This is a genomic window from Gemmatimonadota bacterium (genome assembly GCA_026702745.1).
Taxonomy (GTDB): Bacteria; JAAXHH01; JAAXHH01; order JAAXHH01; family JAAXHH01; genus JAAXHH01.
This window is the reverse complement of record JAPPBT010000072.1, coordinates 13,837-27,990: the sequence shown is the minus strand read 5'-3', so window position 1 is coordinate 27,990 and position 14,154 is coordinate 13,837. Positions and strand designations below refer to the sequence as shown.

Annotated in this window: 10 protein-coding genes; 7 read left to right on the top strand and 3 right to left on the bottom strand. The window is 61.5% G+C overall.

Annotation, left to right across the window (positions count from 1 at the left end; translation table 11 throughout):
* Window positions 1-50 precede the first annotated feature (50 nt).
* From OXH56_12480 to OXH56_12460, 5 genes are read left to right on the top strand one after another with little or no spacing between them, the layout of a single operon-like run.
* Complete coding sequence (locus tag OXH56_12480) at window positions 51-1,055, top strand: mannonate dehydratase (GenBank protein ID MCY3556124.1); 1,005 nt, start codon at window positions 51-53, stop codon at window positions 1,053-1,055.
* Entirely contained in the window at window positions 1,052-2,299 is a 1,248-nt protein-coding gene (locus OXH56_12475; GenBank protein MCY3556123.1) for a hypothetical protein, read from the top strand. Before OXH56_12480 ends, OXH56_12475 begins: the two co-directional genes overlap by 4 nt.
* On the top strand, window positions 2,296-4,419 hold the full coding sequence (locus OXH56_12470; GenBank protein ID MCY3556122.1) for a YjhG/YagF family D-xylonate dehydratase: 2,124 nt from the start codon (window positions 2,296-2,298) through the stop codon (window positions 4,417-4,419). Before OXH56_12475 ends, OXH56_12470 begins: the two co-directional genes overlap by 4 nt.
* Window positions 4,409-5,218: an isochorismatase family protein gene (locus OXH56_12465; GenBank protein MCY3556121.1), complete on the top strand. Its 810-nt coding sequence runs from the start codon at window positions 4,409-4,411 to the stop codon at window positions 5,216-5,218. Before OXH56_12470 ends, OXH56_12465 begins: the two co-directional genes overlap by 11 nt.
* Window positions 5,215-6,048, top strand: coding sequence for an amidohydrolase family protein (locus tag OXH56_12460; GenBank protein MCY3556120.1), 834 nt, complete (start codon window positions 5,215-5,217; stop codon window positions 6,046-6,048). Before OXH56_12465 ends, OXH56_12460 begins: the two co-directional genes overlap by 4 nt.
* A gap of 60 nt (window positions 6,049-6,108) precedes the next feature.
* On the opposite strand, the gene OXH56_12455 is transcribed toward OXH56_12460, so the two are convergent.
* From OXH56_12455 to OXH56_12445, 3 genes are all read right to left on the bottom strand, one after another.
* Complete coding sequence (locus OXH56_12455; GenBank protein ID MCY3556119.1) at window positions 6,109-7,410, bottom strand: citrate synthase; 1,302 nt, start codon at window positions 7,408-7,410, stop codon at window positions 6,109-6,111.
* 298 nt (window positions 7,411-7,708) lie between these two features.
* Window positions 7,709-8,881 (bottom strand): (E)-4-hydroxy-3-methylbut-2-enyl-diphosphate synthase, encoded by a 1,173-nt coding sequence (gene ispG / locus OXH56_12450; protein MCY3556118.1) that lies wholly within the window; start codon window positions 8,879-8,881, stop codon window positions 7,709-7,711.
* Window positions 8,882-9,204: 323 nt separating this feature from the next.
* Complete coding sequence (locus OXH56_12445) at window positions 9,205-10,008, bottom strand: sigma-70 family RNA polymerase sigma factor (protein ID MCY3556117.1); 804 nt, start codon at window positions 10,006-10,008, stop codon at window positions 9,205-9,207.
* Window positions 10,009-10,641: 633 nt separating this feature from the next.
* On the opposite strand from OXH56_12445, the gene OXH56_12440 reads away from it, so the two are divergent.
* Both OXH56_12440 and OXH56_12435 read left to right on the top strand, forming a co-directional pair.
* The gene (locus tag OXH56_12440) at window positions 10,642-11,823 is read left to right on the top strand and encodes an oxygenase MpaB family protein (protein ID MCY3556116.1); all 1,182 of its coding nucleotides are present in this window, start codon (window positions 10,642-10,644) and stop codon (window positions 11,821-11,823) included.
* A 9-nt stretch (window positions 11,824-11,832) separates the two neighbouring features.
* Entirely contained in the window at window positions 11,833-14,118 is a 2,286-nt protein-coding gene (locus tag OXH56_12435; protein MCY3556115.1) for an MMPL family transporter, read from the top strand.
* Window positions 14,119-14,154 lie beyond the last annotated feature (36 nt).

Genomic DNA, 14,154 nt, shown 5'->3' with positions numbered 1-14,154 from the left:
TGGGCGCCCCTTGAGTTGACCCGGTAGCGGTAGACTGTGGAATTCGATCCATGAAACTGGCCGTCAACGGAAGAATGGACGCCGAACACCTCGCCTTCGCCCGTCAACTGGGGGTAACGGACGTGGTGAACGGGGTGCCGGACTGCGACTTGTCTAAGGGGTATTACGACTTCCATGACCTGTCGCTCCAGAAGGCACGCATTGAAGATGCCGGCCTGTCCTGGTCGGTGCTCGAGGGCGTACCCCCCGAGTGGTGCGACAAGATCAAGCTGGGACTGCCGGGACGTGACGAGCAGATCGACAACTGGTGCAGGACGCTGGAGAACATGGGCGCAGTGGGCATCCCCGTCCTGGGTTACTTCTTCAGCCTGCGCAACGTGGGCGGCAACTACGGGCTGCGCACGTCAAAATCGACACCGAGCCGGGGCGGCGCGATCGTCACCCGTTTCGACTACGAACAGATCCGGGGCGCGAGGCAGGACTACTGGTTTCCCCCCATTCCCCCGGACCTGGAATGTTCCGATGAGGACATGTGGAACAACGTCGCCTATTTCCTGGAGGCGGTCATACCGGCGGCCGAGCGGGCCGGGGTGCGCATGAGCCTGCACCCGGACGACCCGCCCATATCGCCCATCGCGGGAATCGCCCGGGTCTTCCGCAGCCACGAGGCCCTCGCGCGGCTCGTCGACCTCGTACCCAGCGACTGCAACGGCCTGGGCTTCTGCCAGGGCACCATTTCGGAGATGCCGGGCGACGTGCTCGACGCTATCCGGTATTTCGGCGGCCGGGACAAGATCAACTACGTCCATTTCCGGTTCGTATCAGGGCCCGTTCCCGCGTTCTCAGAGACCTTCATCGACCAGGGCCACGTGAATCCCATGGATTCCCTGCTGGCCTACGACGAAGCCGGCGTGGACTGTCCCATGATCGACGATCACGTGCCGCGGCTGGCCACAGATCCGGAGGGGCAACGTAACACGTCCAGGGCCTTCGCGCTGGGCTACATGAAAGCGCTGCTGGATAACGTCGGGCGATGCCGGGAAGGTGTGGCGTGATCCGCGTCGACCGGGACCGGTTCCTGGAGGAGGGTTTCCTGGTTCTGCGCGGCGTGATCCCGCCGCGGGATCTCGAGGTCCTTCGCCGCAGCTACGAAATCCTCGTGGACCGGCAACGGAGGATCTGGACGGACGAGGCGGCCCGGGGCAAGGCGCCGGCCGACCTGTGGCGGACTTCCGCCCAGCCGCGGCTGAACCTCACGCGGCCGCCGGAACTGGGCGATAGGGAATCGGGGCCTGCTTTCGCGTTCTGGCTTCACGAGAACGTTCAGGGCGTGAGCAGTGTGCTCCTCGCCGAAGACGACGCGCCGCCCACGGAAATGATGCTCATGTGCAACCCGCTGAGAGACCACGGTCCCGCCCGGTGGCACCGTGATTTCTATCCGCCGTTGAACTGTCCGCTCATGGCCTATGCGGACGATATCCTGGAAAGCGGACCCCGGTACGTCCAGTGGAACGTACCGCTTTACGATGACAGCGTGCTTTGGGTCGTTCCGGGCAGCCACGTCCGGCGCAACACATCCGAAGAAAACGCGTCCATGTCCAGGGATCCCAGGGCTCCGGTCCCGGGCGGCGTGCAGACCCGGCTGCAGGCGGGGGACGGCGTCGTCTACATTCTTCCCATACTCCACTGGGGGAGCAACTACTCTACGAAAATGCGCCGCACCATTCACGGGGGGTTCGCGCGCCTGACGCACTGGCATACGACGGCCTGGATCGAGCACCTTGCACCCGTGGCCCGCGATACCTGCCTGCGCTGGCACGAGCGCGCCGCCGGCTACGTGAACCACGGGGAGGCGGCGCTCCGCGCGGTCCTGGCCGCGGACACCGGCGCCTATCGAAGCGCGCTGGACGCCCTGCATCCCGGAAGGGGCGAGAAAGGCGTCGTCAAGTCGACGATCTGTCTCAGCAAAACGGCCCGGCATATATACAACCAGCGCTGCGTGGACCCGGACGGCCTTACTGCGCCGGAAGCCCTGGGCATTGAATCGGTCCATCCCATGACCCTGCAATGGGGCAGGCCGCTCGGTGACCGCTTCACCCCGGAGGAAGCGGAAGTCCTGTGGACGCGGTTCAAGCCCGTCGACGACCTCGTGCAATCCGACGAGAACCAGTTGCTGCCGGGTTTCCAGGGCGGCGAGACCCGCTATTACTTCGAAGAAGTCCCGCCGGCGCTCACCTCGGACAACTGGTACGCTTCATGGACCACCGGATGTATAGGAAACGGGGCATCCCCATCATGAAACCACCTTCCCTGCTCTCCTTCGAGGCCGTTGTCGGCCAGTCTGATCCAGCCATATATAACATTCAATCCAGCGCACCGGGACCGGAAGGCAGCCTGCCGCTCACCGGCGATATGCTGCGGGAAAGTCCAAGCGGCGACCTCTTCGGCCTGTCCCAGAACGTGGGCATGGGTTGGAGTCCGAAGGCGCTGAAACGCCGGGAATACCTGATCCTCAGCACACAGGGAGGGATCCGCGCATCCGATGGAACGCCCGTGGCCCTGGGGTACCACACGGGCCACTGGGAGGTCGGCCTGCTCATGCACGCGGCCGCCGAGGAGCTCACGGCCCTGGGAGGCATCCCCTTCGGCGGCTACTGCACCGATCCCTGCGACGGACGCACCCAGGGCACAACGGGCATGATGGACAGCCTGCCCTATCGAAACGACGCGGCCATGGTCTTCCGGCGGTTGATCCGGTCGTTGCCGACGCGCCGCGGCGTGATCGGCGTGGCAACTTGCGACAAGGGGCTGCCCGCCATGATGATCGCGCTGGCGGCGTCCCACGACCTGCCCTGCGTGCTGGTGCCGGGCGGTGTCACCCTGCCGCCCGAGGAAGGTGAAGACGCCGGCATGATCCAGTCCATCGGCGCCCGGTACGCCCACGGTGAGATCACGCTCGAATACGCGGCGGACATGGGCTGCCGGACCTGCGCGTCGCCGGGCGGCGGCTGCCAGTTCCTCGGTACGGCGGCCACTTCGCAGGTCGTGGGCGAAGCCTTCGGCCTCTCCCTGCCCCACAGCGCGCTGGCGCCGTCGGGACAACCCATCTGGATCGACATGGCTAAGCGGTCTGCCCGCGCGCTGATGCGGCTGGACGCCGAGGGAATGACCGTTCGAAAGATCCTGACCGAAAAAGCGCTCGAGAACGCCATGACGGTCCATGCCGCCTTCGGAGGCTCCACCAACCTGCTGCTGCACATCCCCGCGGTCGCCCATGCCGCCGGGCTGGAGCGGCCTGGAATCGAGGACTGGGCAAGGATAAACCGTCAGACTCCCAGGCTGGTGGACGTGCTGCCGAACGGGCCGTCGGGCCATCCCACGGTGATTGCCTTCCTTGCCGGCGGCGTGCCGGAAGTCATGCTTCACCTGCGCGAAGCGGGTCTGTTGAACGAATCGGTGCTTACCGCGGCCGGGACAACCCTGGGCGAGGTCCTGGACTGGTGGCAGGCGTCCGACAGGCGGCGGCTGGTCCGCGAGCGCCTCGAGAAGGTGGACGGGATCGACCCGGACGACGTGATCATGTCCCCCGATCGCGCTCGGAGCCGGGGGCTGACCAGCACGGTAACCTTCCCCGTGGGCAACCTCGCGCCGGAGGGATCGGTCATCAAGAGTACGGCTATCGACCCGGACGTCGTCGATCCGGACGGAGTGTACCGGAAAACGGGACCCGCACGGGTATTCACGCGGGAACGGGACGCCATCGCCGCCATTAAAAGCCGGGACGAGGACCGGATCAAGCCGGGCGACGTGCTGGTGCTCATCTGCCGGGGTCCCATGGGCGCCGGCATGGAGGAGACCTACCAGATCACCGCCGCGCTGAGGCACCTGTCCTTCGGAAAGCACGTCGCCGTGGTGACCGACGCACGGTTCTCCGGTATCTCGACGGGCGCCTGCATCGGTCACGTCGGTCCCGAGGCCCTCGCGGGCGGCCCCATAGGGAAGATCATCGACGGCGACCTGGTGGAAATCGTCATAGACCGGAACAACCTGACCGGATCCATCAACCTGGTCGGCAGCGGGGATTCCACAGTCGGTGTGGAAGAGGGTAACCGGCTGCTGGCCGGGCGATCGCCGAGGAACGACCTGGCCGTCGACCCGAACTTGCCCGACGACACCCGTCTCTGGGCCGCACTGCAGCAGGCCGGCGGCGGCGCGTGGGGCGGATGTGTCTACGACGTGGACGAGATCGTTCAGCGATTGCAGCACGGTGGCCTCGCCGGGGTACGGGAACCGTCAAGGAACCCGGTTCAGGCGTCGTCGCCGAAGACGGAAGCGCCTCCAACGACCTCCACGTCCCGACCGGTGAAGCCCGCGAAGCCGGCGCCACCGAAGACGAAGGCAGGCAAAAATGGCAGATAACCCGGCCAAACTCGACCTGAAAGTGCGGTACTACCAGGACAGCACCCCCGCCGATGTGCCCTGCAGGGAGGAGCACTTCATCCGCCGGGAGATCCGGATGGACCTGCCCGTCGAACAGACGGCACTCGTGCTGGTGGACCTGTGGAACACCCATTTCATCGACAGCTGGATCGAACGGGCCGCCCGGGTCACGCGGGAGGCGATCGTACCGGCCATCGAGATGAGCCGGAAGGCCGGCCTGCCGGTTATCCATGCCCCGTCGCCCGAGGTGGCGCGGCGGTTTCCCCAATCGTCCCGGAATCCGGCGGCGCCCGAGCCGGAGCGCGGCGGCGCGGACTGGCCGCCCCCGGCGTTTCGGAGCAGGGAAGGCGCGTTCCAGGCCTACCGCGGTCCCCGGAGCCAACCCCCGGGCATCGGTCTCCACTGGGATCCCATCAGCGACGGCCTGACGGTGTCTCCGGCCGTGGAGGTCCGCGACGAAGACGTGGTGATCACCACCGGCGCCGAACTGCACGAGGTGCTGGCCGAACGGAACGTGCTCCACCTGGTCTACGCCGGTTTCGCTACCAACTGGTGCGTCCTGGGCAGGGATTACGGCATCCGGTCCATGGCCCGGTACGGATACAATATCGTGTTCCTGCGCGACTGTACCGCGGGCGTCGAGTTCCCGGACACGCTGGACGAGCTTTTCGTAACGGAAATCGCGGTCCGCGAGATCGAGCAGCAGTTCGGATTCTCGGCGTCCAATGCGGATTTCTTCGAGAGTTGTCGGAAGGTTTCGGAAGGGAACGCGGATTGATCGTCGACACCCACACCCATTTCTACGATCCCTCCAGGCCGCAGGGCGTGCCCTGGCCCCGTGCAGACGACGCGTTTCTTTATCGTAGGATCATGCCGGAGGATTTCAAGCGCGAGGCGCTGGCCGATGGCGTCACGGGCACGGTCGTGGTGGAAGCCAGCGCCTGGGTGGAGGACAATCAGTGGATCCTGGACCTGGCCGAGGAAGACCCCTTCCTGCTGGGTCTCGTGGGTCACCTGGAACCACCCGATGAGGATTTCGAGTCCGACCTGGACCGTTTCGCCGCCCATGACCTCTTCTACGGCATCCGGCTGGGGAAAGCGCCGGTGGACGATCCAGTGTATCTTAAGGCGCTGGAGCAACTCGCCGCCCACGACCTCACGCTGGACCTGCTCGTGGGCAAGGAGTGGCTGGCCGGTGTGACCGCCTGTGCGGCCCGATTTCCCGGTCTCAGGATCGTGCTGAACCACCTCGCCCACGTGCCGGTAACCGGCGGCCGCCCGGACGAGGAGTGGACAGCCGGCATCTCCTCCGCCGCGGCCCATCCCAACGTATTCTGCAAGATATCGGGCATGGTGGAACTGGCGCGGGACGATCCTCCGCCGGAGGACCCGGCCTACTATAAACCGGTCCTCGATGTGCTCTGGAACGCCTTCGGGGAGAACCGTCTGCTCTATGCCAGTAACTGGCCGGTATCCTGGAGATTCGCTTCTTACCGCCAGGTGCAGGCACTGGCCATGGCCTGTCTCGAACCGCGAGGTTCGGAAGCCCTGGATAAAGTCATGGGGAAGAACAGCAGGGACGCCTACAGGTGGGTGCCGCGAAGCTGACGGGCGTGAGGGTGCCGCGAAGCTGACGGGCGGCCGCCATGCTACCGTATTGACGCTTTGCTAACGGTCTTCGATCGGAACGTACTGGCAGACGTCGTCGCCGGTATAGATCTGGCGGGGGCGGGCGATTTTCTGTTCCGGGTCGTCCAGCATCTCCGCCCACTGGGCCAGCCAGCCCACGGTGCGGGGAATGGCGAAAAGCACCGGGAACATTTCGAGCGGGAAGCCCATGGCCTGGTAGATGAGACCCGAATAGAAGTCGACGTTCGGATAGAGTTGCCGGTTGACGAAATAATCGTCTTCAAGGGCGATCCGCTCGAGTTCCACGGCGACGTCCAGCAGCGTGTTTCTCTCGGTCACGCCCAGTACCCGGTGGGTCATCTCCTTGAGGATCTTGGCCCGGGGATCGTAGTTCTTGTACACCCGGTGACCGAACCCCATGAGCCGGATATCTCCCTGCTTGACCTTCTTGATGTAAGCGGGCACGCGGCTGATGTGGCCGATTTCCTGCAACATGTGCAGCACCTGCTCGTTCGCCCCGCCGTGCAACGGACCGTACAGGCCGGCGGCGGCGGCGGCCACGGACACGTAGGGATCGGGCAGCGAACTGCCTACGCTCCGCATCGCGTTGGCGCTGCAGTTCTGCTCGTGGTCCACGTGCAGGATGAACACTACATCCAGCGCTTTTTCCAGCACGGGATCGGGCGTGTACTTCTCCGTCATCTTGTACATCATGGACAGGAAGTTGCCGCAGTAACCCAGGCCGTTGTCCGGGTAGGTGTAGGGAAAGCCCTGGCTGTGCCGGTACGCGAAAGCGGCGATGGTCGGGATCTTGGCGATGAGCCGGTGGATCTGTTCGTTGCGGATTTCCACGTCGCGGATCTGCTTCGCTTCCGGGTAGAAAGTGGAAAGCGCGGCGACCGTGCTGATCAGGATCCCCATGGGATGGGCGTCGTAACGGAACCCGTCCATGAACTTCTTGATATTCTCATGGACGATCGCGTGATGCGTGATGTCGTAGGACCATTCGTCCAGTTCGGTCCGGGTCGGCAGCATGCCGTGGACAATCAGGAAGGCGACTTCGAGAAAGGAACTGTTGACCGCCAGGTCCTCGATGGGGTAGCCCCGGTAACGCAGGATGCCCTTTTCCCCGTCGATGTGGGTTATGCTGCTCCGGCAGGAGGCGGTGTTGGTGAACGCCGGGTCGTAACCCAGCAGGCCGAAGTCGTCATCGGACACCTTGATCTGTCGAAAGTCCGTCGTGGGGATCGCGGCGCCGTACCGGGGATAGGTCCCGTACAGGATCGGGATCTCGTATTTTTTGCCGGTCCGGTTGTCGATGACCGTCAACGTGTCGGGCATTCAGTACGACCTCCTGCAAACTGGCTGGATGAAATCACAGGCTCCGGGATTTGCGCGCCGTGAAAGCAACAAATTAATGAATCGCGGCCCTTCGGTCAACCGATATTCGATTCCCGTTCGCCCGGATCAGGCAGCAGTCGCGAGTATGGATCGACATCGACCACACGACCTTGCGTCAGGCACGCGTGGGATCACGTGTGGGATGTTGGATGTACGGAGGACTACGGGGAACGGCGCCGGGCCATCAAGTATCTTTTCAGGCCAGGCCTGGCCGGAGGACTGCGCGGGAGGTCGCCGGTTACGGATCTACCCAGCGGCCATCCGATTTAATCAGGTCGACCAGCTCGTGGACACCTTGTTTCTGTGGAACGCTCATTTTGACACATTCCCGCCCGCGGTAGAGCGAGATGATCCCGTTGGCCCGTCCGACATAGCCGTAATCCGCATCGGCCATCTCTCCGGGACCGTTGACGATGCATCCCATGACGGCGATATCGAGACCCGCGAGGTGATCGGTGGCCGCCTTGACTTCCGCCAGCACGTTTTCCAGGTTGAACTTGGTCCGCCCGCAGGAAGGACAGGCGATGAACTCGACCTTGGTGCGGCGCAGGCCCAGCGACTGGAGGATATCGTAACAGACCGGTATTTCGTGGGCCGGATCCTCGGCGAGTGATACGCGGATGGTGTCGCCGAGCCCTTCGGCCAACAGCGTGCCGATGCCCGATGTGGACTTGATCCTGGCATACTCGCCGTCGCCGGCTTCGGTGACGCCCAGATGCAGGGGATAGTCCATGCCTTCTTCGTCCATACGGCTTGCCATGAGCCGGTTCGCCTGGATCATGACGGGCACGCGGGATGCCTTAAGCGAGACGATGAGGTTCCGATAGTCCCGTGCCTCGCAGACCCGGATGAACTCCAGCGCGGACTCCACCATGCCGAGCGGCGTGTCTCCGTAGGTCACCGTCATGCGGTCCGACAGGGATCCGTGGTTCACGCCTATGCGCATGGCGATGTCCCGCTCCTGGCAGACCTCGATAACCGGCGCCAGGTCTTCCTCCACTTTCCGTCGTGCCGCTTCGAATTCTTCCTGCGTGTACTCGATGGTATCGGCCAGTCGCTGGAACACGAACAGGCCGGGGTTGATCCGCACCTTGTCGACGGACCGGGCGACTTCCTCGGCTATCCGGGTGCCCTGGTGATGGACATCGGCGACCAGGGGCACGTCCACACCCCTCAGGTCGAGGGTATGCTTGATTTCACGCAGGCTGTGGGCGTCCGCCAGCGTAGGAGTGGTCACCCGCACGATTTCACAACCGAGTTCGTGCAGTCGGACGATCGACTCCACGCACGCCGCCACGTCCCGCGTGTTCTCCGTGATCATCGACTGCACGGCAATCGGATGCTTGCCGCCGACCATGATGTTACCTACGCGTACTTCACGGGTCTTTCGCCGCGGATAGGTCATGTCCATGCGGTGAACTCCTTTCGGCTCTTCGTAACGTAAGTGCCAACAGTCGATTGTCAACCCCTTAATGCCCGCGTACCGGCCCACGGGAATCGTCGAAGACTGCCGGCCACACTTCGAAGGCGCATGTCCGATCTGTGGAGCGTAACAAGCCGAAATCCGGCCCGTTTCGGATCGCCGCACGATAAGCGGGGTGGATGGCTGATGAGGAACCCCGGTCCCGCCGGAATCCCGGTCACAGCTAATCCCCGGTCCCGGCGGATTTCTCCAGACAACGATCCATCCCCGCTTTCGAAACAAGGTGTCGCGGGTTTACGGGCCGCGAATCGTCATTCTTGGATGCATGACTGCTCCTTCCTTCTGCGTCTACGACGCCTGGTGCCTTCGCACACGCACTTGGTAAAGTGTTCGTAATCACGAAACCTGCTTTGCATCTTGCGCCTGAGGCGATACATGCAGTCGTAGATCATCTGTCCCATGCGTTGTACGGGCACCCCCATCAGTTCGGCAATGTCCTCCCTGGCCAGTTCCCCTTTCAGTTCCCTGACGTACATTTTGAGGACGGTCCGGCATCGCGGACCCGTGTAGTATTTGAGGGCAGTATGCAACAGGTAAATCTGTTCTTCTTCTTCCAGTTTCTTGAATAACCGGCCGGGACCGTTATTCTTATTAGGGTCTTCGATCTGCAGCCCCGACTCGGTGTTCGATGCGAACCAGTCGATATCGACGAACTTGATTCCCCGCCCCCTCGCGACCCCCATCCGCGAAGGCATGGCATCAAGACACTTTATCTTGGCGATGCGGATCACGTAGGTGCTCAACGCACTGCGGAATTCGAACTTGGGAAGACTCTGCAAGACCGCGATGAATATGTCATTGAGGATGTCTTCCTTTTCACTCGCCGGTATCCAGTACGCTTTCTTGTAAACCCAGAAATGAACGGGCATGTCCGACATGAAAAACGATTTGTAGAGTAGACTCTGCGCATCCGATCGACCTTCAAGGCATGCGTGTATCAGATGTAAGTCCGCTGGCCTGCCTGTTTGCTTGTTCATGGTCTCAAAGAAACTACCTTTCCATTGAAAGCGCTTGAGATCGAAGGGCCGATCAAGCGCGAAGGGTGCACCCGGCATTATTTGAATACCCGGATCGAAGTATACGGTTACGGGTATTCCACTACCCTGTCCCTGCGTCCGTGCGGATCTTTCGCGATTCCGCCGGTTCAATGACACGGGTGCCGGCAACTGACGCTGATTACAGTGGCACTGAAATTGATCGCTGCTCCTTCCACGGGCGACGCGGACATCACAGCAGTCTTACTGTTCTGATCGAGGCGGTAGATGGTACACGCCTGTATGCATCGAAGCGCAGACCGGATACCCAGGTGCTGCTTTTCCTTCGTATCGCAAACCGGTTACAGCCCCGTGGCGCCTTGTCGCGGCGGACCGGTTTCATGTACGGTTACGATGCATCCTAAGGCCGGTTTAGTGCATGGTGCGTGAAATGCCGTGCCGGCCGTTTCATATATCAGTATATAATAATAACAATGCAATGAACAGCTATATATGATTAAATTAATTAAAATGTACACGTGTTCATTTAGGCGAAAATAAAAGTACCATTAGCAGTTATCTTGTTTAGTCGTGGATAGTGAGCGCAAACTCGAATCAAAAATGGAAACTTGACATTTCAGGGGTTTTTTCGTTAACGTGCAATAATTCATCAGTGTAGTAGTGTGTCAGTTCGCCTGGATCCAGGATTCGGTTTTGCTTCAAGTCCCAACGTCTTACGCCAGTGGTTATGAGAAGGCGCGTTCCCTGAACCCGGAATACGCCGACAATTACATCAGGCACACCATGGTCGGCGACGAGGATCTGGATCCCGTGATGGATGAGCTTTCCGGTATGCCGCCGGGCGAGATGCACCAGTACATCCATGCGGGGCTGCACCAGGAAGAGGAATGGTTGAGTAAGGCGCCTGAAGTCCTGCAGCGCTATTTCAGGGAGGTCGATTCGAAGATCCCCGAATGGGTCGAGTTCGAAACCTTCCGCCCCGCCGTGGTCGGATTCCACAAGAACATGCCGGAAATACTGGTGGCTTTTGTGACCGCAGCCCTGCTGGAAGGATTTACGACGCTCATCAGCAAGTCCTTCTACCTGACCGGGCGGGTACACTCAGAAAACGCAACCCGCCGTTTCAAGCAGAATAACCGACATCTACTGGAAATCTTTCTGCCCGGCGGCCTGCGCAGGGAAGGGGACGGCTACCGCCTTTCCGCCCGGATCCGTTTCGTGCATGCCATGGTGCGCCGCCTGATGAAAGACTCCGATATATGGGATACCGGGGCCTGGGGCACGCCCCTGAGCGCCGCCCATATAGGCCTGGCGGTCAGTATTTTCTCGGCGCAGATCCTGAAGCATTCAATTTCGCTGGGCGCTGTCTACACGCAGGAGGAAAGGGAGAGTTTCGTAAAGGTCTTTCGTTACACCGGCTACATCATGGGCGTCCCGGAGAGCATCCTGATGAAGGACGAGAACGAAGCCCGGACGATCATCGATATCGGATTCATGTGCGAACCTCCTCCCGACGAGCACTCGATCGCGAACGCAAACGCACTGATCCATGCCGGTCCGGCGCTGCTGAATATCACGGATCCCAATGAAGTAGCCGCCGCCCTCAAGACCTTGTATAATATCTCTCGTGCTCTGCTGGGACACGAACTGGCCGATGCGCTGCATTACCCGAAAAGCAGTACCTTTGGCGTCCTGTTCGCCCATCGCTTGAAAAACCGCATCAGTCGCGTGAAGAACCTGTTGTTGAAAACGAGAGGCCGGCAGACGAAACTGGACAATTTCTCGCAGATGCTTCAGCTTTCGGCCTACGACGATATCGGCATGAGTTATCGGCTTCCCGATAAAGTCAAGGCGTCTGAATCCAGCAAATGGTAGCGCGATCAATTGCACCTGGATAATTACATAGACGCAATCCTGCGCCATCGCTGGCTTGTTATTCCGCTTACCTTGCTGTTCATGCTCGCCATGGCGGCCGGCGCCAGGAATATCATCGTCTCCAACGAGCATCGCGTCATGTTCGGCGAGAACAACCCCCAACTCGCCGCCTTCGATGCGCTGGAAGACATCTACTCCGTCTCAAACACCGCACTGATCGCCATCGCACCCCGGGACGGTTCCGTCTTCACCCGAGAAGTGCTCGGCGTCGTCGAAGACCTCACCGAAAACGCCTGGCTCGCTCCGTACTCGACGCGGGTGAATTCCCTTACGAACTACTTTCACAGCGAAGCGATGGAAGACGACCTCATCGTGGGGCCGCTCGTCGAAGACGCCTCGTCGCTGGGCGAGGCCGACCTGGATCGTGTCCAGACGATCGCGCTGGGTTCTCAGGAGGTGATCGGAAGGCTTGTTTCTCCTGACGGCCGCGTGGCCGGCCTGGCGGTCAACTTCGTGCTGGGCGACAACCCGGACCTCGCGGTGATCGAGCTGACCGACTACCTGGACGGCATGCTGGACGATGCGAGGGCGGCGAACGGGGAAGTGGACTTCTACCTGACGGGCGACGTGGTCATGAACCGGGCGTTTGCCGATGCCACCCGGGACGACCTGGAAACACTGCTCCCCATCGTCTTCGTCCTCATCGTGATCACGTCGACCCTTCTCATGCGGTCCTTGCTGGGAACGGGCATCATTGTCATCATGATCGGTTTCGTGATTTCGACGACGATGGGACTTGCCGGCTGGTTCCACACGGTATTCAGCCCGGTGAATTCCGGTGTCCCAATTATCGTCATGGCGATTTCCGTCGCCCAGGCGGTCCACATCATCACCCACGCGCTCTCGGGGATAAGACGGGGAGAGGACCGGGACACGGCGGTCAAGGTATCCATAAAGACGAATGCCTACCCGGTGTTCCTGGCCTCGATTACCACCGCGATCGGGTTTCTCAGCCTGAACTTCTCGGATTCGCCGCCCTTTCACATTCTTGGCAACTTCGTGGCGTTCGGGGTGATGATCACGTTCGTCTACGCCATGACGCTCTTGCCCGCGCTGCTTTCAGTCCTTCCGCTGCGGGCCCGCGCAGGTGGTTTCCGGCAACCGGTCTTCTTCGATCGCCTGGGTGATTTCGTCGTCGCGCGTCGTAAGCCGCTGCTGTGGTTAATCGGGCTTATGACGGTCGTCCTGATCACCGGCGTGCCCAGGAACGTTTTGACCGACAGCTGGCCGGATTACTTCGACGAGCGCTACGAGTTTCGGCGGGATACGGATTTCGTCATGGACAACCTGACCGGATTGTTGTCCATGGAGTATACCCTGGCCGCGGAGGAAGAGGGCGGGATCACCGATCCGGATTACCTTCGGCAGGTGGAGGCTTTCGCGGAATGGAACCGGAGCCAGCCCGAAGTGGGCCACGTGCAGGCCTTCCCGGACATCATGAAGCGGCTGAACAAGAACATGAACGGCGACGATCCGGACTTCTTCCGGATCCCCGAAGCCCAGGATCTCGCGTCGCAGTATCTACTGCTCTACGAACTTTCACTGCCCTTCGGCAGCGATCTGAACGACCGGATCGATGTCTCCAAGTCCGCGACGCGCATGACGGTCGTGATCCGCGGCCGATCAAGCCAGGACCTGCAGGACCTGGCCGAACGGGGCGAAACCTGGCTGCGCGAGAACGCTCCCGCGCTCGCGACCGAAGCCACCGGGCTGAGCGTGGTCTTCGCCCACATCTCGCAACGCAACATCGAGTCTATGCTGCGCGGAACGGTGACCGCCATGGTGCTCATCTCGATCATCCTGGTCCTGGTCTTCAGAAGTTTTCGCTTCGGCCTCATCAGCCTGTTGCCGAATTTCGTACCCGCGGCCATGAGCTTCGGGCTCTGGGGGCACCTGGTCGGCGAAGTGGGCATCGCCTCGTCGGTGGTCATCGTCGTCGCCTTCGGCATCGTCGTGGACGATACGATCCACTTTCTCAGCAGGTACCTCCGGGCGCGCAAAGAGGAGGGCCTTTCGGCGGAAGAAGCGGTGCGCGTCACCTTCCGGTCGGTGGGTAAGGCGCTGTGGACCACGACGTTAGTCCTCTCCGCGGGGTTCCTGGCCTTCGCGGGTTCCGGTTTCCAGGTATCCTGGGCGCTCGGTCTGCTGGTCACCATCACCATCGCCTTTGCGATCATCGCAGATTTCCTGCTGCTTCCTCCCCTGCTTATGGCGCTAGACAGGAGAAAATCATGAAAACAGACCAACCAGTGCGACCGTCGGGTGTGCGAT

What these genes read in the sequence shown, in the direction of transcription:
- OXH56_12445 (MCY3556117.1), bottom strand. Translation starts at nt 10,008, where the DNA reads ATGCCGGGTGCACCCTTCGCGCTTGATCGGCCCTTCGATCTCAAGCGC.
- OXH56_12480 (MCY3556124.1), top strand. Translation starts at nt 51, where the DNA reads ATGAAACTGGCCGTCAACGGAAGAATGGACGCCGAACACCTCGCCTTC.
- OXH56_12470 (MCY3556122.1), top strand. Translation starts at nt 2,296, where the DNA reads ATGAAACCACCTTCCCTGCTCTCCTTCGAGGCCGTTGTCGGCCAGTCT.
- OXH56_12465 (MCY3556121.1), top strand. Translation starts at nt 4,409, where the DNA reads ATGGCAGATAACCCGGCCAAACTCGACCTGAAAGTGCGGTACTACCAG.
- OXH56_12455 (MCY3556119.1), bottom strand. Translation starts at nt 7,410, where the DNA reads ATGCCCGACACGTTGACGGTCATCGACAACCGGACCGGCAAAAAATAC.
- ispG (MCY3556118.1), bottom strand. Translation starts at nt 8,881, where the DNA reads ATGGACATGACCTATCCGCGGCGAAAGACCCGTGAAGTACGCGTAGGT.